Genomic DNA, 23069 nt, shown 5'->3' with positions numbered 1-23069 from the left:
TTGGTTTGCTGTAAGACTATATGAGGTATGCTTTTCCAGTTGAAATCGATTCGGCTGGTAAACTTTTCTGTTTGCCAGTCCGCATGATTTTTGCGAGGCTAAACAAGACTCATCCATGTGGAAGAGGCGCCCCGTTTAAGGGATTAGAACCGAGCAGGAGCGAGAAGGATTTCGTCGGCGGATAGGCCTCCACAGGTCGTATTCGAACAGCCAACTTGGTTAGGACACTAGAATCATGAAACTCGCTCATCTTAAATTCGTGCTTGTAGCCCCTGCCCTGTTGGGTATGGTTGGTTCAAGCGTTATGCCGAACGTTGCTCTGGCGCAAAGTTGTGGCGGTTGCGGTCCAAGTTATAAGGTCGTTACTCAAACGATCTACGACGAGCAACCGGTTACAGCATATCGGTTGGAATACGAACGTGTGGAAGTCCCGAAAGAGGTCACCACCTATCGACCTGTTTGGGAAACCGAACAGCGCGAACGTGTCTACACCGTCGCTAAGCCCATCACGGAAACTTCCGAACGAGAAGAACGTTACACCGTGATGAAGCCGGTTTGGGAAGAACGCACCGAAGATCGCAGCTACGATCGTGTTCGTTACGTGAACGAAACAGAAATGCGTGAACAGGTCCAAACCGTTCTTCGCCCCGTCACCGAAACTCAGTTCCGTGAAGAACAACGGGTCGTTCGTCGTCCGGTTACGGAAACGGTTATCCAAAACCAAACCGTGACGATGTACCAACCGCAAACGGTTTGCCGTACCCAGTATGTCGATCAGGGCGGTTACCAAACCACTCAGGTTTACACGCCAGGTCCGGTTCGTAACCGATTGCGTTGGACGACAGGTCAGACCTATTTAGATCCGACCACTGGTCAATACATGTACGATCGTGGTGGCCTGCATTGGATTCCAGAACAGCGTCCGGGAACCGTGTCGAACGTCACTCAGTACGTGCCTAATGTGGTCGCTCAGCAGGTGCCGACTACCCAGTACGTTCCGACACAAGTCACACAGCAAGTCCCTGTGCAGCGTGTTCGTTACGAAGATGAAGTTCAGGTTCGCCGCATTCCTTTCAATGTGACCCGCTACGAACAAGTGCAGCAGGTCAACCAAATCCCCGTGACTGTGCAGAAGCAAGTTGTGGAGCGCGTTGAAAACATCGTTCCCGTGAAGGTCTGCAAATGGGTTCCGGAAGAAGTGGTCCGAAAAGTTCCGATCACCACGACTCGAATGGTGTACGAAGAAAAAGTCGAGCCTTACGAAGTGAAGGTCCAGAAGTGGGTCGCCGAAACCAGCACGGTTACGGAAACAAAGCTTAACCCGAAATGGGTTCAGTACACTTACACGAAGCGGACACCCCGAACCGTGACCATGCGTATCCCGCTGGATGCTTATGGTAACCCAGTTTACACGGCACCCCCGGCAACGACGACACGTCGTTCGGTGGTCACACCTAGTGAGCCAACGCCAGCCGTTCGACAAGGTGGGGTAATCGATCGTAAGGTCGAGCCGAAAGAAGAATCGGTTGATAAAAGCCCGATGGCCAACAAAGAAGAATCGCCGAGTGATAGCGACGAGACCGGTAAGCCATCACTGAATGACGCTGACGGCACCTAATTGTTAGCCAAAATCAAAATGAAAAAGGCCCATCGATGATGGGCCTTTTTTTATGGACATATGAAAACATGCCTGACTTACACGTCCAAGTTACGGACGTCCAAAGCGTGCTTCTCGATGAACTCGCGGCGTGGCTCCACTTTGTCCCCCATTAAAATGCGGAACATATCGTCAGCGGCTGACGCATCGCTCATGGTGACTTGCATCAAGGTGCGGTTCTGTGGATCGAGCGTCGTTTCGCGAAGCTCTTCTGGGTTCATTTCACCCAAACCTTTAAAGCGAGTCACTTGCAGGCCACGTTCACCGGCACTTCGAACGGCGGCCAGCAGACCGCGAAGATCTTCCAGGCCAGTTTCCGTTTCGCCACGACGCAGCGTGTAACGCGATTCGGTACTGCCTGTTCGCTCTTGAGGAATCAATGCCTGAATATCGAAGCCCAACTCTGCCAGCTCGCTGAGCTTGATGTTAATCGTTCGCACTTCGTGAAGTTCGGTGACGTGCGGAACTTCGCTCGGATCTTGTTCCGCTTCCGGCTGACCTTCGCTGGCCGGCGCATCGCTATCAACGACTTCTCCATCGACGATCGGACCTGCTTCCGGCAGATTGCTTTCTGGTTCCGCAAGAAGTCCACGTTCTTCCAGGAATGCGTCGACCTCTTTCTTACTGACAAACCAGTGATCTTCACGACCAATCACCAGGCGGAAGACCGGCAGTTTATTCGTGGTTGGATCCATGCGAACTGCGTGAATTTTCAAACCAATTCCGCGGCGTTCCAAGGCGACAATGGCTTCTTCCAGCGGTGCCAAAGTGCGACACAGCTTTTCCATCTTCTCGCCTTCAATCATTTCGTCGTTTTCATCGACGAAGGCACAATCCGCCAAACCGTTTTCGAGAAGTTGAGTCTTCATCTCTTCTTCGGTCTGCACGTACCGAGTTTGCTTCTTATGCAGAACACGGAACAGTGGTGGTTGGGCGACGTAAACGTGCCCGCCAGCGACTAGTTCGTTCATCTGACGGTAGAAGAACGACAACAATAGCGTACGAATGTGGGAACCGTCGACGTCGGCGTCGGTCATGATTACCACTTTGTTGTATCGTCGCTTGTTAATGTCCTGCTCAGCACCAATTCCAATGCCGATTGCTTGGAACATGCTGCGAACTTCCTCGTTCGCCAACACCTTGTCTTCGCGAGCCTTATAGGCGTTGAGGATCTTACCTCGCAGTGGCAAGATGGCCTGGAAGTCTCGCAGACGCCCCCCTTCGGCCGAACCACCGGCCGAGTCACCTTCCACCAGGAACAGTTCGCAGCGTTCCATCTCTTTGCTGATGCAATCTCGCAGCTTGCCCGGCATGCCACCGCCACCGAGTGCGTCCTTACGATTACGCAGCAGATCACGAGCCTTACGAGCTGCTTCGCGCGCTTGCCCAGCCAACATGGCTTTCCGAACGATGATCTTGGCGACCTTGGGATTCTCTTCTAAGTACTTATTGAAGAACTCACCGAATGCTGAATTGACAAAGCCTTCGACTTCACTATTGCCCAGTTTGGTCTTGGTTTGACCTTCAAACTGCGGTTCAGGAATCCGGGTGTTGATGATTACCGTCAGACCTTCTCGGAAGTCATCGCCCGAAAGGGCCATGTCCTTCACCATGTTTTCCTTCTTAGCGTAGTTATTCAACGTCCGAGTAAGCGCCGTCTTGAAACCAGAGACGTGCGTTCCTCCTTCATGCGTATTGATGTTATTCACATACGAATGAAGATTCTCCGTGTACTCCTCGCTGTACTGCAGGGCAATCTCGTACCCGACGCCTTCCGTGATACCGTTTAAATAGATTACGTCGGGATGCAGGGCGTTCGTCGCTCGGTTGAGATGTTCGACGTACTCGATGATCCCCTTTTCGTACTTAAATTCGTCTCGATCGCCCGTTCGTTCATCGACGAAGATGATCATTACGCCACGATTCAAGAAAGCGAGTTCCTGCAGGCGTTTGGCCAGCGTGTCGTGATTGAACTTGCTGACGTTGAAGATCTGACCATCGGGCTTGAAGGTGGTTTTGGTACCACGCTTCTTGGTTGGCTGGCCTTTTTGGACGGGACCTTGAGGAACGCCCCGTTCGTATTCTTGCTGCCAGACAAACCCGTCGCGGTAAACTTCGACTTCACACCATTCGGAAAGGAAATTCACCACGGTCACACCCACACCGTGCAGACCGCCTGATGTCTGATAAGCACCCTTGCTGAACTTGCCGCCGAACTTCAGTACCGTCATCACCCCTTCCAGGGTCGAGACGTCTCGACCGACTTGTTCGGAAAGCTGGGGGTGACGATCGACCGGAATGCCACGGCCGTCATCCTCTACGGTCACCGAATTATCGTTATGCACCGTCACAATGACGCTGGACGCAAACTCGGCCATCGCTTCGTCGATCGAGTTGTCGACCACTTCGTAAACTAAGTGGTGAAAACCGCGTGTCGACCGGTCACCGATGTACATACTCGGTCGTTCGCGAACGTGCTCCAGGTCGGAGAGATGCTCAAGGTCGGTCGCACCATATTCCGAATTTGCCTTGGCCTGTTCTGCCTGCTTGGCGGCTTCCTTGTTTTCGACATCCCCAGTTGGTTGATCTTCTGGCGGGTTCGATTCGTTCGGTTCAGTCATATTTACTTTTCGTTGTAGGGTCCGCTCGGCGGACCAGAATCCCAGCCGTAACGTGAAAGAGATTTCTCTTCTTGCTACGGCATGAAATGAAAGTATCGAATTGTCGAGTGAATAAAGGGGAAGAAACGAAACCAGTGAGCCGTCCGCAGAGTCCGGACGTCACGTTAGTCGATTCTTCCAACTTTGATTTTCAAATCTGTGATGTTGTGATCTGGCAGTTGCTGCTGAAGTGACTTGAGGATTTGCGGCTTCTGGAAACTAATCATCTGGCTGATCGTGGAGTTAGCAACCATGACTAGCAGCGTTCCGCGAGTGACGTTGCCAGCGATGCTGTGCTGGGCCAAGCGTTCGCCGGCGGCGACGTCCCAAGCCTTTTGGCATGCATCGGCCGTTTGAACTTGGGCATAGCCCTTCTGGACCATCAACTGGGCCAAGGTTCCTTTGATCGATTGCATTCTGCCTGGCTGGCGTTCGCTCATCGCTGGGAAATCCGTTTCAAAAGGTTCAAACTCGCAAGATTCGCGGACTAGCGATCGCGCGCCAAAGGCATGACGACGTAATCGTAATTGTCGTCTGTGCTAAACAGAGCAGCGCTTTCGGCATTTTGGATATTGAGGATGAAGTTGCTTTCACTCCCCAGCACCTTGTAAAAGTCGGCGACAAAGCGGTGGTCCATCGTGATCTCGACCGGATCGCCATCGAAAGGGATCGGAATCTCGACGCGAGAATCGCCCACCTCGGCCGTGTTGCTGGAAAGGATCATCGAGCCGTTGCCGAACGTGAAGTCGATTCCACGGCTCTCGTCGGACGTCACAATGGCAGCCTGACGTAACGCGGCGAATGCAGGGCCTACCGACATTTCGATATGGGCCGCATCTCGCTTCTCAGGCAAGACGTCACGCCACTTGGGAAAACGTCCTTCTACCAAGCGAGCGTAGATGGTCGCCGGACCGACTTTCACCAACACGTCATTGGTGCGGGAAGAGATCTGCACGGTCGCTTCCAGATCGGTCAAACTTCGCTCGATCAATTGCATCGCGCGAGATGGCACAATCGTCATCGCATCGGTTTGGCCATGCCCGTCAACTTGCGTGGCAGGGCCTTCCATCTTGGCCAAACGTCGTCCATCGGTGGCAACGGCCGTAATGCTGTTCTCACCTAATTCCAATAGCACACCGCCTAAGGCGTATCGGCCACTTTCAGTATCGGTCGCGAATAGTGTGCGGCGGATCAGTTCTTTGAAAACCCGAGCCGATACTTCATGGTACTTCGTCTCGGAGAATCCTTGCACGGTGGGAAACTCGTCGGGGTCTTCGCTCGACAAGGTGAACTTACTGTGTTGGGCTTGCACGACGGTGCGTGATTCTTCGCGTTGCACGCTGAGCTTTTCATCGCGAACCTCCTTCAAGATAGATCCGAACCGTGCCACCGGCAGAACGATACTGCCTGGCTGTTCGACTTCGATGCCTTCGACCTCGATCCGCACACCGATTTCCATGTCGGTGGCCATCAGGATGGCGGACTTCTCGGTCGCGTCAAGTTTGACGTTCTGTAGGATCGGCTTAGGACTACGGCTGGGGGCTACCATCGCCGCGGTCTGGAATGCCTGTTGAAACTTCTCGCGATCGAACGTGATTTTCATGGAGCAAGTGAATCCAACAAATGTCTTCTTTTAGTATTTCGAAAGAGTAGTAGTAGTAAGGCGCCGCTGTGAGCTGTCGATAAGTACAGTTTCAAGTGCGTTTGACTCGGTCGTTTGCGAATCGCGAGCTCGTTTCGTGGGTGTGAAAAACCTGGCGCTAAGCCGTCGGTTTCCTGTTGTTTCTAAGTCGACAAGTTCGCTAGCGGTGTTGGTTGTCTTTCCGCGATCCAAGTAACGAACCATCACGAACATTTACCCACACGAATACGACATCTTTTCCACTCTTTGTCTCCGTTGGGTTCGCCGAGCGAACCGGTGTTTCATCTTTTGTAATGCGTTTATCTTCTGTCTTCCCGCGACTCGCATGCACCTTGTGCAGGCGGATCACAGATGGCGAGAAGGCTCTCCCGCTTCGAAATTCATCTGACTCAATTCGCACTTTGCTGCAAAATGGCTTCGCGTAATTCAGCGACTGCTTCGCGCAGAGCCAAGTCCTTTTTTAGCTTTGATTCCATACTGCCGACGGCGTGCATCACGGTTGTGTGATCTCGACCTCCGAAATGCTTACCGACTGCCTTGAGGCTTTCCTCGGTGAGTTGCCTGGCCAACAGCATTGCCACACTTCGTGCTTGGACGATACTTTGCCGCCGCGAGCTTCCCTTCATGTCGGCCACTTTCACGCGGAAATACTTGGCCGTCAGATTGGCAATGTTTCGCAGACTGATCTTGGCGGTGTTTTTGTCACTCTTCAGCAGTGAATCAACCAGCGCCGTATCGATACAACGATCGGGCGGAGTTTGTGCGATCAAGCGATTGACGATCCCGCTGAGTTGCAGCAGTCCATGTGGGAACGCGACGGCCAGTTTTTGGGCGGCCATCTGAGTGATCTGTCGATTATGCCGCGTGGCGATGCCTTGAATCAGAACTTCGCGCGTCCCCTGTTCTGGCAAGACCACCGGTACCAACAATCCAGCCGACAAGCGGCTGCGAAGTTCGGCCGAAAAGCCATCCATCGCGATGGGATTTTCTCGACACGATACGAGAACCGTAGCCCCACGGCGATCCAGTTCATCAATCAGGTGCAGCAGCGTTTGTTGCATCGACGGAAAGTGCAACATTTCGTGCAGGTCTTCCAGTACCAACACGTCGGCCCCAAAAAACTGTGTACGTGTTTCGTTGACCGACTCTTGCCGTAAGGCATTACCGTATTCGCGAGCAAAATCGCTACCGGTAATTGCCAGAACGTTAAGATTAGGATCTCTCTCAATCAGAACGCCCATTAAGCCTTGCAGCAGATGCGATTTGCCAGAACCGCTGGGACCATAAAGCACCAAAGGCGAAAACTGAGCGGCATCCTGCTTCAACGCTTCGACCGCCGATTGAATCATGCGGTTCTCTGGCCCTGCCACAAAGGGGCGCAGACCCTCGATGGACCGCTTGGCGGACCCATTAAGGGCGGGATCCTCTTGCCGGACCCAGGGCAAAGCTATGGTGATGATCTCCGTAACCACCCAAACTCCGTCGCTCGTTTGCCGAAGTGCCTATCAGACAACTAGTTAACGAAGCCCCGATTATAGGGTTTTTGTATGGGGAAAACTAGCCAGGGAAGCGGTTTTTGAACGGTTTTATGATCGACGTAAATGCTTGATGCAATTAGAGATACGTTTCGCGACTTCGTCGATTTCTTCTTCCGTGGTGTCTCGGCTCAAACTTAAGCGAATCGAGCCAGAAATTACCTCTTCACTCAGGCCCATCGCGATCAACGTGGGGGACGGTTCCGAGGACCCGCTCGCACATGCGGAACCGGTGCTACATGCGACGCCTGCCATGTCCAAAGCCATGACCAAAGCTTGACGATCGATCCCAGGAAAGGCGATGTTGGAGGTGTGAGGCAAACGGAGCGCGTTACGTCCATTGATTGCCATAACATCCGAGCCTAGATCCTTCAAAAGAGTATCTTCCAGGCGATCTCTGAGGAATTGCATCCGAATCCCAGCTTCGGAAATGGCGCCAATTGCCAGTTTAAGCGCCGTTTCAAACCCAATCGTAAGTTCAACGCTCTCGGTTCCCGGTCGCATAGCCAACTGCTGAGATCCGCCGAACATCGCAGGATTCAGCTTCACATGGTCGTCCAACACGAGCGCGCCAATCCCACGTGGACCATGGAATTTATGAGGCGAAATCGTCATCGCCGAAGCTTGAAGCGAGCGGAAATTGACAGGGATTTTGCCAATTCCCTGAACGGCATCGACGTGAAGGGGGACTCCGTGCTGGCGACAAATATGGGAGATTTCAGTAACAGGCTGGAGAACGCCGGTCTCATTATTGGCCAACATCACACTTACTAACCGCGTCGGTTCGGCCAGCCAATCGCTTAGCTGGTCCAACTGCGCCACTCCATCTGTATTGACGGGCAAAACACGAACGATCGTTCCACGAGCGCGAAGTTGGTCCGCAGCTTCGCTGATTGAGGGATGCTCGATCGCTGAAATGATGACTTGACCGCCTGTTATCTTTCCTAGGCCAAACAATGCCAAATTGTTCGCCTCTGTTCCCCCGCTGGTGAAAACTAGCCGATCCCCTTGAAATCGCGTGGTCTCGCCTCCGAGGAAATTGAGAATATTTTCGCGGGCGTCATCCAGCCGTCGTCTCGCCTTCTGACCCAGTTGATGCTGACTCGACGGGTTCAAATAGCCAGCCGCGTAAGCTTCAGACATAGCCTGGGCGACCTCGTCAGCGAGCCGTGTGGTCGAATTGTTGTCGACGTAAATCACTTTTCAGATTCATCTTCTGATGATTCGTTTTCGCCAGAAGCTTTTTCCTTCGCAGGTTCTTCCGCTAACTCGACCGGGAACTTGTCGAGTTCGGCTTGAATTTCATCGGAATTAGGTGAGAACCGTAATACCTGCTCGTAACAGAATTTGGCTCGATCTTTATCGTCAGCATCTTGAGCTGCTTTGGCAGTCTTGAGGTAGAGATCATTAAGGAACGGGTAGAGGCTTTCGGTACCTGATTTGGTTTGCTGGGCGACCAGCGAGCTTAGCTGCTCCTTCGACAGATCCTCGATCTTAGGAGCCATTTTGTCTCGATTGGTGGCGTTGCCAGATGTTTCGCTAAGATCGAGCATGTGATGAATGATATCAGGGACCAAAATGTACATGTTGCCCTGAGCCGCAGTTTGAATCTCAGGCCACATGATGGCCGCGTAGCCAGGGTTATTTGTGCTCCATGACGAGAGATCGATCGCTCCTTGAGCGTTCGCCATAGACAAATAGTCGATCAGGATAAGGGTATCGTTGGTGTATATCCGGCTACCGGTGATGTGCCGGTAGGTTATCCACTGGTCATCGGTTGGCTTCTTACCGGTGGCAGTAATCCATTTCTTTTTGGCTAGGGTTTGCTCGAGATTGCCTGTGTTATTGAAGTAGTCAGTTGCTGAGAGTCGAATTCCCATGACTTCGTAGTAATTGAAAGTCCGCCGCTGAAACCCATCTACTGCGAACTGCTCGCCAGAGTGGGCGGAAGTGCTCATCACGATGCCAGCCCCGATCACCAAAACAACCAAGCTAATCAACGCAGCTCCAAGTAGCCACGATGTCTTGCGTTTACGGCGATCAAGGTTGTTCGTCTTTGATTTAACAGAGCTCACAGATGGTTTCAGAAAAGGACAAAATGGCAGTGGAATTCAAACCGTTTCTACTGATCCAGTTTAGTCATTTGAAGTTCCGCTGGCGAGGATCTTTTCGCGCACGAAAAACGGCCTGATACCTTGATTTGAGTAGCAGACCGTTTTGTACGATTCTCGTGGCAAGTATCGCTTAGCTGTTTGCAGATTCTCGGTTCTTCTTCAGGCGACGACGAGCAAGTCCGCCCCCTGCCAAGCCGAGGGCACCCATGCCAAGGATCGCGATCGAGGTTGGTTCTGGCGCAGCTGCTGGTGGCTCTACACCGGAGTAGACCTGAATTTGATTCGAGGCAACCAAACCGCTGCAATCGGTTACAGAGAAGATGATGGTGTAAACACCAGCTGCAGTAACATCCAGACCTGGAAAAACACCACTGAAACCAACGTTGGTAGAATTTTGGGTCACATTGTAGGTGTTGTTGAGAACTACGGCATACTCAGGCGTGGGTATGAATCCCATGAAAAGCGGTCCAGGTTGGACGTCGTTGGCCGAAGTTGTCGTGTTGTTACCGTACGAGTTGTCGTTGTAGTAATTGGAAACTGGATTGATGTTGCTCGGTGAAGGCGTTGAGCCTGTTTGCGGATCGAACAGGAAGGTCAGATTGTAAGCGAAGTCGGAAAGCACGTTGCCAGTCGTTCCCGCGAAGTCGCTATTGACCGACCAATCGAGATTCCAACTTGCTCGACCAGAACCGTTATCGGTATTCGCGAAGTAATAGACGCCCTTGTCGACATCGTAGCCAAGCATGGCACTTTGATCATCGTTTGATGGAACGGGGTAGCGAACCTTGGCCCGCATTCCGATTTCCACTCCATTATCTTGCGATACGGTGAAGTTCGCATTCGAATTGCCTGAGCCGAAAAAGACATTCGATGTGAGTTGATCGCTGGCGATGATATCTGCCTGACTGATGTTCGCCATTGAACCCAGTATGAACAGACCTAGAACGGCCATTCGTAACGATCTCATTGGATTTGCCTCTGTTTCCGGTGTTCTCGTCCGACCTACTTACTTTATTACCATAGCTACTGTTGCATGTATTAGAAGCGGTTTATGCGTTTTAACTGGCATAATTTCTCTGGTTTTTGTCAGTTCGCCACCAAAAATGTGGCGAGTCAACTGATTTTTATCGTGATTTCCAGAATCTACATGCAAAAGCCTGGGGACCTTGCCCGGAATATCGCGGTTGTGTTTCCCCAGTGTGGCTATATTAAACCCCTCTTCAGGTGAAGTGAAGAGGTTGAGGATAGAAAAAATAGAAAAACTGTTCTGCTTAGCGAGGGCCGAACAATCGATGAACGGTAGTAGAAGATTTCATGTAACAGTAGAGCTGCTAGCAGGGAACCGATCGCCCCGAATTACGCCGGTCACGTCATGCGTGAAGAATATGATTATCTCAGGTATTGCGTAGGGTAGTAATTAAACCGAATCCAATGACTCCCAAGCCAGTTAAGGCCAAGAATACGCATACCAGGGAAATGACCATGTCTCCTTGTCCCATCATGAACCAAAGTCCCGCAGCAAGGGCGAGATCGGTGACACCGCCGAACATGAGAATCGGACCTTTGAGGGCGCTTCCGCGACGAACGCGATGATCCAGATTTCGGTGCATGGTGAATTCTCCTTAGATGGTTTGGTTCTGACGGTCCTTATTCGCTTATAACCGCCGTCTATTGCGACTGTTACGACCGAATCCGGCGTTGTCTTGTTCAAAAAAACACCGTGTCGGGCGACACGGTGCTTGATAATTGTTCTAAAGAAGCAAAGGATTCTCAGCCACTACTTATACAAGAACAACGGGCAATTCGCTGATTCCAGCATTTTGTTGGTCGAAGATCCAAATAACGTCTCTTTGAAGCCACCTCGGCCGTAGGCTCCGAGAATCACCATTCGCGGGCTGAGCTCAGCAACCTTCTCAGCAAGCAGTTCAACCACATACTTGGTTTTGAGAATGGCATGCTTCGTGGCGGTTAGACCATGGAAACTGAGGAATTGGGCTGCTTCGTCAAGACGTGCGTGTGCCTTTTCCTCTTCTCCACTGATGCTCACCAAGTGGATTTCGGTTTGTGGGCCGTAGATTTCCAGCAAAGTCCAGAGTTGTAGGGCGTGTGCCGCGGGGTTGCTCCCATCGTACGCAATCACAACACGATGGTTGTCTGGCATCTGATCAGGATAAACGATCACGGGACGGGCGTTGTCGACTAACAGCTTCCGCATTGTAGCGCCGATGTTTTCGCTGGTCTCGTAATGAAAGTTGGTCTCTTTTCCGATCAGGATTACGTCATGACTTAGGGCGTGACGTTCAATCTGTTCATACGGTAAACCCTCGCTGGGAATGCAGGTATGCGGGATGTTGTCTGCCTTGCATCGCTCGTCGAACTCTTGGAGAATTTGCTCCATTCGCTCTTGCGATTCCTTAACCAACGTCTCGTCACGCTGTTTTTTGTAAGCACCAGCGCCGATCGGGACGCTCGTTGGGGCTTTAATACCGGGGAGGTCGACAACGGCAACACCAGAAAGGTGAATGGTGTCCGTTCGGCCATCATGCTTTTCTGCATATCGTTGACACAACGCAATCGCCATGTCCAATGCAATTTTGCTGGATGGGGAATTGTCGAGAGCCAGCAGTGCGCTGCGAATCATGAGTCTGTTTCCTTCCTAGGGGGTGTCTGAAAGCAGCCTAGACCTAGCGGGCGAAGCGAAATACCACCTCCCATGGAATCGCTTCGTCCTGCCCATATTTCAATTGTAACATCGGCTGGCTGCCCCGTTGATGGTTGGCTGTTGGTTTTTGGTCAGTTGCTGCCCGACGAATCGCTATCCGCTGGCAATACTTTGAATGAGTGCGGGATCGCCACCATGGATTAAGTAGAACATTCCGGTTATCCCGCCGGTTACGGATAGCCAAATGATTCCTACCATCGCCGTGGCGAACATGCCTCGATCGATACCAGGCAATAAGACACTTTGCTCAGGATTCTGCGAATTGTAGAAAACCTGCAGTGAATTGGCCGAGTTCAACCAGTCGAGAAGGTCTCGGTGTTCCTGTTGATTCGAGGTCGCCACGTAGCTCGGCGCGATCGTTTCCCCTTGGTAGGGACGACCACAAACATCGTAATGGTAATTCGCTTTCACTTCGTAAAGCTTGCGACTGTTCTTGTTGCTCTTTCGCACAGTTTCTTCAAGGACGGCGCTAGTTATCTGGCCGGGAACCTTCTCCCAGTGGGAAGTCCTCCAACCACAATAGACTTCCCATAAACCGCGAAGCACAATCAATGCACCAATCAAGTTCAATACGCCAAGCACCAGTGCGGCGATAGCTTGGTCCGACATGGATCCTTCCTTTCGTTAGTAAAAGGCCTTAGGCGAATAGTGGTTTAACTGGGCAAGTCGTTGTGGCATTCGTTTGATGGAACCATCGAAGAGTGTCAACGAAGCAATGCCGCCACAAAACACCAGCCAGGCAGCACCGAAGACCATGGGCAGAAATGTACTGCGAAACATGCCTGCGGCCAGCACACTATCACTTGGATCAAGCGGGTTGTAATGAACCTGGACGTAACGCGACTTCTCGATTCGTTGCTTCACGCGCTTATGAAAGCTTTCGTTATTGGTGCCGTTGTAGCCATATGCAATTCGATCGCCGTGATACGCCGAACCATTGACTTCATAGCCGTACTCGACGTGGCAAGCATATGTGGTGGAATCGTCTCCGCGATGGGAGCGAAGCTTACATGTCTTCACTTCGCCACGCACCGATGGCCAGTCTGCTGTCCCTTCTGCTTGAACGACTTGGTAGACGCCATATCCAAAGAAACAGGCACCGAAGCCCACAAAGATGAATACAAACAAGTAGCCAAATACTTGGGACATCACTCAGCTCAAGATATGCGAAGTCACAACGAGCGATCAGAACATACCTGATCAGCACTCACTTAAAACTTCGATCTGAAGCCGCGATCGTGGCGATAAATCCTTGATCTCTAGGAATTCCCCTCGATTAGCCAGTCCGTTTGGAGGGGTCATGCCGTTTTCACCATCCCGTGCAAGCACTTCCCCTCGAAGAGCGGGGCCGTGGACTCAGTTCGTCAAGAAATGACGGATACAGACCAACTTCGCACCGAATTCAAATCACCTATCGCAGGTCAGCCTGTCTCGACAGGGAAGCGATGCGTTTGATCGCTGACCATTTCCCCAACATGCAACAAGGTGTTTCTATGTTATTGACGGTGCTTTCTGGCGGAGTTTGTCTAACCTATTTGTGCGTGTCACTCGTGATGACGAGCTACTGGGCGTGGCGTGTTTGGCTCAGATAGGATCAGTAGATCGATCGCTGCAACGAGGCGATCAGATCGCGATGTTTGGCTTCCCGCTCACGCATCTGAAGATCGATCGCCTCTTCTTCTTCAAAGCAAGTCGCGTCAGCCAAGCATTCTTTAAGCCGTAGCATGTCGACCTGAAACTCCTTCTTGGCGGCTGATAAGGCACATCGGTAGCCGTCGACGTGAAATCCGCTCATCGTGTCTCTCTCCTGCCCAAAAAGATGCGATGTCATTGCCTCAATACTCCTTCGTAATCCATGAGCTTGATTCTGGCAAAGCCCCTATCGATGTCCTGACTTGATATCGCGATGAATAGTGGGCAAGTCGGTGAAAAAAATTGCTCGCTCAATGTGCACTAATTCTCTACATTTAATGTTCTCCCCTCACGTTTCCTCCCTAGCTTTCTTTTTGACTCCGAGGACAGCCCCATGCCCGGATCTCGAATTGGCCTGCTTTTCGTAGCGAGTGCCGTTTTGTTCTTGGCCGGCATCACGCCTGCCAGAGGTCAGGATACAACCGCGCCACTGACCATCACGTGGCAAAACAAAATGCTTCAGATTGCGGGCAAAGATCTCCCTGGAAAAGTACTCGATGTCTGGTACATCGAAGCCTACTGTCGAGCGGGATCGACGAAGCGGGATTGGAATAAGACCGTGATTCCGCACACATCGATCCTGAAAAGCAGTTCGGAAGATGGAACGAAGATCGTGCTGCAAGACAACCTCGAGGACGGCGTCGTTATCGAACATCAAATTACTGCCGAAAAGGATTGCGTTTCCTTTCTGATCACGGCCAACAATCCAACCAGGATTCGCTCCGAGGTAGATTGGGGGCAACCTTGTGTTCGCGTGGAACGATTTACGGCCACACCTACTGAAAAGCGTCTTGACTTGGTTCCTCCTTACGCCAAGAAGTGCTTTATCTTCATCGACGGAAAACCAACACGCTTACCGACGAAACCTTGGGCGACAGAAGCAATCTATACGCCCGGCCAGGTTTATGCCGTGAACGGCGTCTCTCGTGATGATGTGAATCCTCGACCACTCAGCGCGATTGTTCCCTCCAATCAGCTAATGGCTTGTTTGAGTGGCGATGAGAAACAAGTCATTGGGGTCGCATTCGAGCCCTGCCAGGAACTGTTTCAGGGCGTCATTACTTGCATTCACAGTGACTTTCGCATCGGTGGATTAGACCCAGGAGAAACGAAAACGATTCGAGGTAAGATTTATTTTCTTCCCAACGATCTTGCTGCACTGAAGCGTCGTTACGAACGCGATTTTCATTAATGCATTACCGCTTTCCATCGAACTGAACAATCGCTCCCCTTCCCTGCCTCGACCATGACTGCTTTCTTGATCGTGCTGATTGGTTTCGTCTTGGCATGGAGCATTGTTGGCTTTGCCTTTGCGATGCTCTTTCTGCGGCTTCGCTGGAATCTGGTTGGCGGGTTCTTCCTGCTAACCTTCGGCTGGTTACCAATCGTGACGTGGATCGGTCTCTTGATCTATCTGCAGTGGTCTGGTCAACACTGGACGCGTTGGTACACCCTTGAAGGGATTTATGAGGTCGGTCCCGAAGGACTGAATCTTGTTTCTGCTTTCGGGTACCTGCTGGGAATCATGGCAGGTACCTTCGTCGGTATGATGCCTCAAAAAAGCGAAGAGAGGCCGCGCGATCGAAAGGCCCGCTCGTGGCCGTTGATACGAACGTTCGGTGTTGCCGGTCTCGCGATGGTGATGGCATGGACGATTTTCTTTCTCGCCGATTGGCGTGCCAGATCGAAACTAAAGCAATGGCATGCTGACATTACCAGCGAATTGAAAGATTCCACCGAAATGATTTCTGCGGAAGCAAGTGATGCTGCCGCGATGCACGATCAGTTGCTGCTTGACTTGATGCAAGATACCAGTCCGATCTGGCTTGGTAACACCTCGGGCTTCCATGCAATGAGGCAAACTCGACCGCAGAAGTTTCCCACGCAAGACACAACCTTGTTACGGGCGTTTACACCGGGTTCGACAAAGTTTGAGGCCGTCAAAGCATTCGTTAGCCGGCATCAAAAGGCGTTTAATCAATTGCGCTCCGAGGTAAACGCGAATGCCGACGAGATTCATTCGTGGCATCCATTGATCGCACGACTGACGGCGTTCGAGGCATTGGTTTGCTTACATGAAGGTGACCTGGAAACGGTACTGAGCGATCTTCAATTGTTACGAATCTTAGGAAGTCAACTTGTTGATCCACGACTCGACGATTGTCCGTCGTACCAGTGGTTTGAGTATTACCGCTATCTTGTTTTTCAAGCTGTGCTAGGAAAAGAGTTCCCTATCGCAGACGCCATCTATGACGAAATGCTGCAGCCAATTCCAGGGCTTCGAGCGAGCATCCATCGTCAACTGACAAGACGGTTTAACGAGTTAGCAATCGAGTCGATCGATAGCATCCTGCAGGCGCCGGAAGACGATCGTTGGACGCTCGATGAAATGAGCATGGCGATGGTAGTCCGGATCACATATTCCGTGAAGTTGCCTACTATGGTCAATCGTGTGAAGCAGCAATTGGATAGATATTTCCGTAGTGAGGATTCCTACACCGAGCCATATAGTCCGGTTTGGTTTTCTCGGCCTTGGTACAAATTTGATCGCGGTACATTCTATGAATTTGATCTGCCTGCGCAGCACCTCGTAGATTTTTCCGCCATCCACTTCATGCGATACGACTTAATCCGCGTGGCTCGACGTGTGCAAGGCTTTAAACAAGATCGAGGAAGATATCCAACCCAGGACGAATTCATCGCGTTGGTACCGATGGATGAAGATCGTGATCTTGCAGCGACCACTTACGTGGCTCTAGCAGACCCAGATGCGGATGGGATTGTTGGTGTGATTTTATTCCGCTGGTCACATGAAAACTTGGATGACCAACTCGGTTTGCACATGGGTAAATCGTTTTTTCGTCTTGTCCAAATCCTTGACGATCTTCAACTGATCGAATCGATTGGAAATGGTGTCGCCGTCTGGACGTTTGATCCTCTGGCCAAAGATCCGCTTCATCCGACTTTACCTGCAGACAGTGATAGCACTTTGATCGATCGAGACAAACCGATTGATTAACTTACGCTGAACTGTTTGCGAGAGTCTGCGTAACCAACGCTCAAGGATTTGCTGCACGGCGATCCTGGAAACCTGCTTTGGCCAGCTTTGGTTTCACCAACGTCTGTAGGAAACAGCGTCGTCGGAGAAGATTCCGTGAGGAAGATCGTATATTTCGTTACGTCCAGTCTGGATGGATTTATTGCTCGCCCCAATGGGAGTATTGATTGGCTCATTCAAGCGGAAGGGAGTGAGGACTTCGGATTTTCGCAGTTCTTAGGCTCGATCGATACGGTCATCCAAGGCCGTCGTACCTACGAGCATGTGCTGAGCTTTGGCCCCTATCCGTACGCCAATCAGAAGAACTTTGTCTTCTCGCGAACGTTGATGCAATGTCAGCACGCCGAAATCGTGCGGCACCCAGTTGCCCAGTTTGTCCGAAGTCTGCGAAATCAGCCAGGCAAGGATATCTGGCTCGTAGGTGGTGGCCAGCTTGCGGCAGCGTTTCTTGAAGCAGGTGCAATCGACGAGTTGAAGGTCTTCATTCAACCAATCTTGCTGGGTGAAGGAATCCCGCTTGCCACGCATATTGGCCGCGATACCCGATTAACCGTTAAACATTCTCACGCATTTCGCCAGGGGCTAGTACAGATTGACTTCGAAGTGACTAAGTAGCCTGCTATCACCCCGTTTTTCCGTTATTTCGCTCGGGATATTCCGTCGAGAACTATAACGAGTGTTGTAGTGATTTTCGGGGTAGCCAGGTCAGTATTGATACTGGCGATAGCGAGGAAGAAAATGGCGGTAACGACTTCTGGTCGCGGTAGTTGGTGGTTCGTGCTCGGATTATCGAGCGTGGTCGGTTGTGCGACTTCGTCCACCATGTGGGATCAGCCCTACCAAGAGTCGACGCTTCCGGCCGACATCTCCCAGACCGCAGCTTTGGATCCTTCACCGGCGCCTGTCCCGAAAAGTCAGCCAGAGGTACAGCTGGCTTCGCACCAACAAGTGCCCGAGCAGCAGCCGTCGGTGTTGGAGCCGACCTTCCTTTTACCGCCAGCGGTTCACGCGTTCGAGCAACCCAGTTTTACCGTCGCGCAGGCTCCGGCGCCCTTGTCAGTCACAGACAACGTAAGCGGTGGGATTTCACTTCAGGAAATCCAAGACTTGGCTCTGGCGAACAATCCAACGATCCGACAGAGTTCTGCCTCAGCGTTTGCTGCTCAAGACTATCAGTACCAAGTCGGACGCTACGCTAATCCCAATGTTGGTTACACCGGCAGTCAGTTAGCGGATCAAAACACCGATCAACACTTGGTGTTCGTCGAACAGGAATTCGTGACCGCGCACAAACTGCGGCTCAACGAGAACGTACTGGGACATGCCGTCCAAGCCCAACGCTGGGATGTCGAGTCACAACGCTTCCGAGTTCTAACCGATGTTCGCTTAGCGTTCTTGGATGCCTTGGTCGCTCAGAGGCGAATCGAAGTGATCGACAACTTCCATGAGGTCGTCGCCAAAGGTGCTGAACTTGCTGAGAAGCGTTTCAAGGCGATGGAGACGGCTCAGTCGGATCAACTTCAAGCAGAGATCCAGCTGAATGAAGTCGAAGTCATGCGACAACAGGCGCAGTACAAATGGGATGCTGCTTGGCAAGCGATGGCCGCCACCGCCGGCGTACCCAACATGGCGAAATCACAACTTGTTGGTGATTTGAAAGCGGCCAGTGCGGAAATGGATTGGGAAGACGTCTACAACAACTTGTTGGCCAGCAGTCCCGAATTACGCGCGGCGTGCAGCCGGGTAGCAAAAACCCGAGCCAATCTTTCGCGACAGGAAGTTCAGGCCATCCCGAACCTGACCGCCCAAATTCAAGCAGGTCACGACAATGGAACCGGTAGCGGAATGATCAATGTTCAGGTCGGTGCCCCTATTCCAGTCTTCAACAACAATCGCGGGAATGTGTCGGCCGCTTATCGAGAATATGCACGAGCAACGCACTCGGTGAAGCGTGTCGAGATGTCACTAAAGGCTCGCTTGGCGGAAGTCTCGCGGCAATACGATTCTGCCATGGTCGCCGTGAAGCGATATGAAGATCAGATTCTTCCAAAAGCGAAAAAGACGCTCGATCTTGCAGAACAGGCCTACTCGGCAGGTGAGTTCTCGTTTATCCAGGTTCTGATCGTACGGCGGACTTATTTCGATACGAATCTGCAGTACATCGATTCGTTAGGCGAACTCGCCAAAGCCTATGCCCAAATCGATGGGCTGCTTCTAACCGGTGGTTTGGACGAACCAAGTGATTTCCAAGATGGCGACGCCCTTCGTGGTCAGACGTTTAGCCAACAGTAGTCATTTCTCGTAGTTTCCCTTACCAATTCCAAGGAAAAAGGACGTTCGCATCTACGAGCGTCCTTTTTCCTTCTGGGCCTAAATTGACCGCCGTAAGGCGTGAACTCTTCCATTCAGCAATCCCCTGATTGCCGTCCCTAAGCGACACGAAGAGGATTGTCTCACTCCGATATCTTGATGCCGTATCCGTTGCCATCTGCCGTTTCCGTTTGGGGAACGAAGCTCGAACGCAAAAAGAGCTGAAAAGTCTTTCGAAACTCTTGGCTGGGGAAGTGGTTAGATTCTTAGAGACGTTTAACACATCACTCCTCAGAGTGAGGGGGCAAACGTTTTTGAGAGTCGGGTCGTCCCTCTGATCGAAAGCGACTGGCAACCGAGCGGAGATCCTATTTTCTGGGACTTTCAAATCCAGGTCGCCAAGAGCAAAAAAACGAGAATCGATCGCAACTTTCTTTGTCTTGGTTGGTTTATCACTTTGAGATGCGGACTTAGTTTCCTTCTTAAATCAAGCCGGTCAATTCGTTTCGTATACCATGGATAATCGGAACGGTTAGTTAGCAACATAAATCTTGGAGGCAGGTTACCGGGTGGTAACTGCTTCCAGGTTTCCCCTTTTAAACAACTTGAGAGTGAACAAGTCATGAAGAATTCTTGGAAACAATCGTTGGCCATTTTCTCGCTGTTGTTCGTTGGCGTGGCCGTTGCATCGGTCAATGCCCAAGACGGCGAACGCGGTCCTCGTGGACCTCGTGAAGGCGGTCCACGCGAAGGTGGCCCACGTGGTGGTAGTCAGTTCGACCCGGAACAAATGATCCAACGCGTCATGCAGATGGACAAAGACAGCGACGGTAAGCTGTCGAAGGAAGAGCTGGGCGAAAGCCGCATTGCTGCTATCTTCGAGCGGGCCGATACGGACAAAGACGGTTACCTGACCAAAGAAGAGCTGACCGCTGCGTTTAGCCGTGGACGTGGTCAGGGTGGCCCTGGCCGTGGTGAAGGTCGCCCAGAAGGCCAAGGTCCTGGTGGTCGTGGAATGGGCATGGGTCCAGGGGCTGGCATGGGCTTCCAACCTGGAACCATCATGCCTGCCTTTGTAATGGAACGTCTCGGCCTGAGTGAAGAACAACGTCGTGACGTTCGTGCTCTGCAGGAAGAAGTCGAGAAGAAGCTCGCTTCGATCCTGACCGAAGAGCAGAAGGAAAAGCTGAAGGAATTCGGCCAACAGCGTCCAGGCTTCGGGGCTCGTGGTGGCGATCGAGGTGATCGTCCTGAAGGTGCCCGTGGTCCTCGCGACGGCGAAGGCGGTCCACGTCGCGGACCTCGTGATGGGGAAGGTGGCCCTCGCCGCGGACCTCGCGATGGCGACAACAACTAGTTTCATCCCGCTGTCGACCACTGTGCCTCAAGAATAGTAGTGGTCCATACAGCAACTATTCCGGAAACCGACCGTCTGTTTTTCAGGCGGTCGGTTCTTTTTCTTGGTAGATTTGCCAACTCCGCCGGCGATTCCGAGGCAAATCGCTATTTGCTGTCTTGCCTGGGTGATCTACGATAGCTGTCTTCTGTAGATGGACCTACGTGAAAGACGTGCAAGTGAACTCGGAACTAACAACGATCCGATCATTGATCGTATTACTGTTCTTAATTGGATTGCCCTTAATCGCAATCATGCCCGAAGGTGTTCAGGGGGCCCTGAATAGCTTTCTTCCGGAAAGTGAATCCGATTCGCCTGCCGCATCGATTCCACCAGTTCGTCCTGCGGATGAGCTAGCATCATTTCCGGTTCTTTCGGCGACATCTCCCACATCGCAACAAAACGAACCATTGACGCCCGTCAGTCGTGTAACCGACTATGAGGCTCCACTTTCTCAAGCAGCGGATGGGCGAAACAACCCAATTCAACCGACTAAATGGGAGATTCCTGCAGAGGTTGCTTCCCATTCAGGTAGGATGCCGACCTTCTCGCGACCTGATACCGACCCCATCGACGATTTGCCGCTACCGAGCGACCGTCTGACCGCACCACAGATTCCTTCGACCGGCATGATCAACGAGAACACCACCGATCTGCAGGCAGAACTGGATCGACTTGGAGCGACCTACTATCGGTTGGAATCTTGGGGCAACGCCCAGCGCGTGTATCGATTTCACTGCACAGTGACTATCAAAATTGGTCTGGCCGAATACTCCCGTCGTTTCGAGGCCACGGCCGAGTCGCCTGAGTCGGCCATGCAACAAGTTCGCAACGAAGTCCAATCCTGGCACGATCGATTCTCGAACTCGAACCAATCGTTTGAATTGGACGGTAACGCTGCCACACCGCTTTAGTTCGTGAAGGTGACTTTCACACGTTTGGAAACCAGCATGTATGGAATCCAAATGGCACACGAAATCAAACTGCGCACAAGTTCTCTTATCGTGTCGGGATCGAAAACTGGTTCATTTGGCAGAACCAACTTCACGACAAAGGCATCGATCACGATAAACGCGGTGACGAATAGTGAAAATCCGATGTACCAATAAGGAAATGCCGCCTTCTTGGCAAAGAAGAGATAAGCCAGATAGAGGCTCACCAGCAATTGCAGGCAGTTAATAGCAATTTCACCGATGATAATTGGCGCCCAAAGGGGATTGTAATACTCGTTTCCTGGTGTGGTGAGTACCGCCCAACTTCCGTTTGCGAAAATCGGCGGATAAGTCGTCAGCATGAGTATTGCAATGCGAATCGGTGAGAGGACAATTCCGATCCCGACTAGAATCAACCAGCCCTGAAGACCTTTTAACTTCTCGTTCTCTTCGGGCGAATTCCGGTTTTCTTCATTCGTGGTTTCAAGAGCGGGTGAAGCGTACGGATCCATGGGAAAACCTATCCAGAGAAGTTTAGGTAGTGAAGTCTCAAACTAGCGATTCCTAGTTTAGTCAGACTTCTTCCTGCCTGTCATCGATAAATCGTGACTTATTAAAAAGACAATATACCCGAAACTTTCTGCTTAGGTTTGTTCAGATCGTTCGCCACAAGAAGTCTGGTTCGGTGCTACTCTGAGCCACGATAAGATCTGGATAAGCATGTGGCAGGAACAGCTTAGGTGATTGATAGAGTATCTTGGGAATCTGCTTCCACTTGTCACCTGCCAGACGCCAATCGTTTCGGCGTCCGGCTTTCGCATGTTGGGATGAGTCACTCGGATGGATCGGTCTAGTCCGTCAGTTCAACTGTAAAGTTGTTTTCTCCGCTTGAGTCGACCGTGATCTTTTGATCTGAGCTGACAGAAGACTTGTACTTGGCTGGAAAGCTGACTTTCGCTGGCTTTGCCGAATAGTCGGCATCGCCTGAATCAAGGGCAGTTTCCTCTTTCGAGGCCAGGGTAACGGTGTACTCGCCAGGAACAACTCCATCGACTCCAGCGGATTTGAAACCTTCGCTTTTGCCGGAGGAATCGGTGAATGCAAAGGACGATGATCCAGTACTTCCGATCAAGTTGATTCTCACGTCGGAAACGGGCTTCCCCTTGTGTTGAACGGTCATGGTAACTGGTACCGGTTCTGGCTTGCTATTGCACCCAACGCAGAGTGCGAAAAGGGTCAGCATCATACACATGCTGAGTTGGAATCTTGTCATGATGGATCACTCATTCGGCTGAACCAGGCAATTGATTCCCTATGATCAATTGCCTGGTGACAACGTGGAAGGAAAAGA

The 23069-nt window shown here is 51.6% G+C and carries 21 protein-coding genes; 7 read left to right on the top strand and 14 right to left on the bottom strand.

What is annotated here, in order from left to right:
* Positions 1 to 235 precede the first annotated feature (235 nt).
* On the top strand, positions 236 to 1618 hold the full coding sequence (locus C5Y83_RS19265) for a hypothetical protein (protein ID WP_105331380.1): 1383 nt from the start codon (positions 236 to 238) through the stop codon (positions 1616 to 1618).
* Positions 1619 to 1695: 77 nt separating this feature from the next.
* Here C5Y83_RS19265 and C5Y83_RS19260 read toward each other — a convergent pair whose 3' ends face one another.
* From C5Y83_RS19260 to C5Y83_RS19205, 12 genes are all read right to left on the bottom strand, one after another.
* Entirely contained in the window at positions 1696 to 4278 is a 2583-nt protein-coding gene (locus C5Y83_RS19260; protein WP_105331379.1) for a DNA gyrase subunit B, read from the bottom strand.
* A gap of 164 nt (positions 4279 to 4442) precedes the next feature.
* Positions 4443 to 4757 carry a DUF721 domain-containing protein gene (locus C5Y83_RS19255; RefSeq protein WP_105331378.1) on the bottom strand — a complete coding sequence of 105 codons (315 nt, stop codon included), beginning with the start codon at positions 4755 to 4757 and terminating at the stop codon, positions 4443 to 4445.
* Between the two features lie 47 nt (positions 4758 to 4804).
* A complete protein-coding gene (dnaN, locus tag C5Y83_RS19250) occupies positions 4805 to 5920 on the bottom strand; it encodes a DNA polymerase III subunit beta (protein ID WP_105331377.1) in 1116 nt (371 codons plus the stop codon).
* Between the two features lie 428 nt (positions 5921 to 6348).
* Entirely contained in the window at positions 6349 to 7329 is a 981-nt protein-coding gene (locus tag C5Y83_RS19245) for a DnaA ATPase domain-containing protein (protein WP_261341472.1), read from the bottom strand.
* A 216-nt stretch (positions 7330 to 7545) separates the two neighbouring features.
* On the bottom strand, positions 7546 to 8694 hold the full coding sequence (locus C5Y83_RS19240; protein WP_105331375.1) for a cysteine desulfurase family protein: 1149 nt from the start codon (positions 8692 to 8694) through the stop codon (positions 7546 to 7548).
* The gene (locus C5Y83_RS19235; protein ID WP_105331374.1) at positions 8691 to 9569 is read right to left on the bottom strand and encodes a hypothetical protein; all 879 of its coding nucleotides are present in this window, start codon (positions 9567 to 9569) and stop codon (positions 8691 to 8693) included. The genes C5Y83_RS19240 and C5Y83_RS19235 overlap by 4 nt, the downstream gene beginning before the upstream one ends.
* A 169-nt stretch (positions 9570 to 9738) precedes the next feature.
* Positions 9739 to 10575 (bottom strand): PEP-CTERM sorting domain-containing protein, encoded by an 837-nt coding sequence (locus C5Y83_RS19230; RefSeq protein ID WP_114304691.1) that lies wholly within the window; start codon positions 10573 to 10575, stop codon positions 9739 to 9741.
* Positions 10576 to 11002: 427 nt separating this feature from the next.
* Positions 11003 to 11218, bottom strand: a complete 216-nt coding sequence (locus C5Y83_RS19225) for a hypothetical protein (protein ID WP_105331372.1) — start codon at positions 11216 to 11218, stop codon at positions 11003 to 11005.
* 167 nt (positions 11219 to 11385) lie between these two features.
* Positions 11386 to 12249: a universal stress protein gene (locus tag C5Y83_RS19220; protein ID WP_105331371.1), complete on the bottom strand. Its 864-nt coding sequence runs from the start codon at positions 12247 to 12249 to the stop codon at positions 11386 to 11388.
* A 174-nt stretch (positions 12250 to 12423) separates the two neighbouring features.
* A complete protein-coding gene (locus tag C5Y83_RS19215) occupies positions 12424 to 12939 on the bottom strand; it encodes a DUF3592 domain-containing protein (protein WP_105331370.1) in 516 nt (171 codons plus the stop codon).
* Positions 12940 to 12954: 15 nt separating this feature from the next.
* On the bottom strand, positions 12955 to 13479 hold the full coding sequence (locus tag C5Y83_RS19210) for a DUF3592 domain-containing protein (protein WP_105331369.1): 525 nt from the start codon (positions 13477 to 13479) through the stop codon (positions 12955 to 12957).
* Positions 13480 to 13924: 445 nt separating this feature from the next.
* Positions 13925 to 14125, bottom strand: a complete 201-nt coding sequence (locus C5Y83_RS19205) for a hypothetical protein (protein ID WP_105331368.1) — start codon at positions 14123 to 14125, stop codon at positions 13925 to 13927.
* Between the two features lie 231 nt (positions 14126 to 14356).
* Between C5Y83_RS19205 and C5Y83_RS19200 the strand changes: the two genes are divergently transcribed.
* The 6 genes from C5Y83_RS19200 to C5Y83_RS19175 all read left to right on the top strand — a co-directional run bounded on the left by C5Y83_RS19200 (position 14357) and on the right by C5Y83_RS19175 (position 21700).
* On the top strand, positions 14357 to 15214 hold the full coding sequence (locus tag C5Y83_RS19200; protein ID WP_105331367.1) for a hypothetical protein: 858 nt from the start codon (positions 14357 to 14359) through the stop codon (positions 15212 to 15214).
* A 54-nt stretch (positions 15215 to 15268) separates the two neighbouring features.
* Positions 15269 to 17041, top strand: a complete 1773-nt coding sequence (locus tag C5Y83_RS19195) for a hypothetical protein (protein WP_105331366.1) — start codon at positions 15269 to 15271, stop codon at positions 17039 to 17041.
* Positions 17042 to 17176: 135 nt separating this feature from the next.
* The gene (locus C5Y83_RS19190; RefSeq protein ID WP_158262415.1) at positions 17177 to 17695 is read left to right on the top strand and encodes a dihydrofolate reductase family protein; all 519 of its coding nucleotides are present in this window, start codon (positions 17177 to 17179) and stop codon (positions 17693 to 17695) included.
* Between the two features lie 123 nt (positions 17696 to 17818).
* Positions 17819 to 19372, top strand: a complete 1554-nt coding sequence (locus C5Y83_RS19185; RefSeq protein ID WP_105331364.1) for a TolC family protein — start codon at positions 17819 to 17821, stop codon at positions 19370 to 19372.
* A gap of 640 nt (positions 19373 to 20012) precedes the next feature.
* Positions 20013 to 20747, top strand: coding sequence for an EF-hand domain-containing protein (locus C5Y83_RS19180; RefSeq protein ID WP_105331363.1), 735 nt, complete (start codon positions 20013 to 20015; stop codon positions 20745 to 20747).
* Positions 20748 to 20950: 203 nt separating this feature from the next.
* The gene (locus tag C5Y83_RS19175; protein WP_105331362.1) at positions 20951 to 21700 is read left to right on the top strand and encodes a hypothetical protein; all 750 of its coding nucleotides are present in this window, start codon (positions 20951 to 20953) and stop codon (positions 21698 to 21700) included.
* On the opposite strand, the gene C5Y83_RS19170 is transcribed toward C5Y83_RS19175, so the two are convergent.
* Both C5Y83_RS19170 and C5Y83_RS19165 read right to left on the bottom strand, forming a co-directional pair.
* The gene (locus C5Y83_RS19170; protein WP_105331361.1) at positions 21697 to 22230 is read right to left on the bottom strand and encodes a DUF2569 domain-containing protein; all 534 of its coding nucleotides are present in this window, start codon (positions 22228 to 22230) and stop codon (positions 21697 to 21699) included. The two genes, C5Y83_RS19175 and C5Y83_RS19170, sit on opposite strands and share 4 nt — an antisense overlap.
* Positions 22231 to 22568: 338 nt before the next feature.
* Positions 22569 to 22991 (bottom strand): hypothetical protein, encoded by a 423-nt coding sequence (locus C5Y83_RS19165; RefSeq protein ID WP_146117837.1) that lies wholly within the window; start codon positions 22989 to 22991, stop codon positions 22569 to 22571.
* Between the last annotated feature and the right edge of the window lie 78 nt (positions 22992 to 23069).

Source organism: Blastopirellula marina (assembly GCF_002967765.1).
GTDB lineage: Bacteria > Planctomycetota > Planctomycetia > Pirellulales > Pirellulaceae > Bremerella > Bremerella marina_A.
This window is presented reverse-complemented; position numbering and strand designations above follow the sequence as displayed.

Excerpts from the sequence above, each read along its gene's own strand:
- C5Y83_RS19180 (WP_105331363.1), top strand. The coding sequence starts at position 20,013 with ATGAAGAATTCTTGGAAACAATCGTTGGCCATTTTCTCGCTGTTGTTC.
- C5Y83_RS19260 (WP_105331379.1), bottom strand. The coding sequence starts at position 4,278 with ATGACTGAACCGAACGAATCGAACCCGCCAGAAGATCAACCAACTGGG.
- C5Y83_RS19210 (WP_105331369.1), bottom strand. The coding sequence starts at position 13,479 with ATGTCCCAAGTATTTGGCTACTTGTTTGTATTCATCTTTGTGGGCTTC.
- C5Y83_RS19255 (WP_105331378.1), bottom strand. The coding sequence starts at position 4,757 with ATGAGCGAACGCCAGCCAGGCAGAATGCAATCGATCAAAGGAACCTTG.
- C5Y83_RS19215 (WP_105331370.1), bottom strand. The coding sequence starts at position 12,939 with ATGTCGGACCAAGCTATCGCCGCACTGGTGCTTGGCGTATTGAACTTG.
- C5Y83_RS19195 (WP_105331366.1), top strand. The coding sequence starts at position 15,269 with ATGACTGCTTTCTTGATCGTGCTGATTGGTTTCGTCTTGGCATGGAGC.
- C5Y83_RS19185 (WP_105331364.1), top strand. The coding sequence starts at position 17,819 with ATGGCGGTAACGACTTCTGGTCGCGGTAGTTGGTGGTTCGTGCTCGGA.
- C5Y83_RS19200 (WP_105331367.1), top strand. The coding sequence starts at position 14,357 with ATGCCCGGATCTCGAATTGGCCTGCTTTTCGTAGCGAGTGCCGTTTTG.
- C5Y83_RS19265 (WP_105331380.1), top strand. The coding sequence starts at position 236 with ATGAAACTCGCTCATCTTAAATTCGTGCTTGTAGCCCCTGCCCTGTTG.
- C5Y83_RS19225 (WP_105331372.1), bottom strand. The coding sequence starts at position 11,218 with ATGCACCGAAATCTGGATCATCGCGTTCGTCGCGGAAGCGCCCTCAAA.
- dnaN (WP_105331377.1), bottom strand. The coding sequence starts at position 5,920 with ATGAAAATCACGTTCGATCGCGAGAAGTTTCAACAGGCATTCCAGACC.
- C5Y83_RS19220 (WP_105331371.1), bottom strand. The coding sequence starts at position 12,249 with ATGATTCGCAGCGCACTGCTGGCTCTCGACAATTCCCCATCCAGCAAA.
- C5Y83_RS19170 (WP_105331361.1), bottom strand. The coding sequence starts at position 22,230 with ATGGATCCGTACGCTTCACCCGCTCTTGAAACCACGAATGAAGAAAAC.
- C5Y83_RS19165 (WP_146117837.1), bottom strand. The coding sequence starts at position 22,991 with ATGACAAGATTCCAACTCAGCATGTGTATGATGCTGACCCTTTTCGCA.
- C5Y83_RS19205 (WP_105331368.1), bottom strand. The coding sequence starts at position 14,125 with ATGAGCGGATTTCACGTCGACGGCTACCGATGTGCCTTATCAGCCGCC.
- C5Y83_RS19230 (WP_114304691.1), bottom strand. The coding sequence starts at position 10,575 with ATGAGATCGTTACGAATGGCCGTTCTAGGTCTGTTCATACTGGGTTCA.